Annotated in this window: 1 pseudogene; it reads right to left on the bottom strand. The window is 58.1% G+C overall.

Annotation, left to right across the window (positions count from 1 at the left end):
• A pseudogene (locus SB822_RS58425) lies at nt 1-260 on the bottom strand (30S ribosomal protein S6--L-glutamate ligase); the annotation flags it as partial.

The following is a 260-nucleotide window of genomic DNA, read 5'->3' as shown; positions in this document are numbered from 1 at the left end:
ATTGCGGATATGCGCCGCGGCATTGACTTCACAGACGAGCGTCTGGCCATTTGGGCCGTATAATAGATCGACGCCGGCAAATACCGCACCGACTGCTTCAGCCGCGTCAATGGCGAGTTGTTGTTGCTCGGGAGTCAATTCGACGGGAAACGCACGGCCGCCATTGGTGATATTCGCGCGGAAATCGGTATCGGACTGGCGCTTCATCGCGGCAACGACTTTTCCTCCCACAATATTGACGCGGATATCGCGGCCGCGGC

Source organism: Paraburkholderia sp. SIMBA_054 (assembly GCF_046534875.1).
In the GTDB taxonomy this organism is placed as follows: Bacteria; Pseudomonadota; Gammaproteobacteria; order Burkholderiales; family Burkholderiaceae; genus Paraburkholderia; species Paraburkholderia hospita.
The sequence above is the reverse complement of the archived record's forward strand: the minus strand, read 5'-3'. Positions and strand labels throughout refer to the sequence as shown.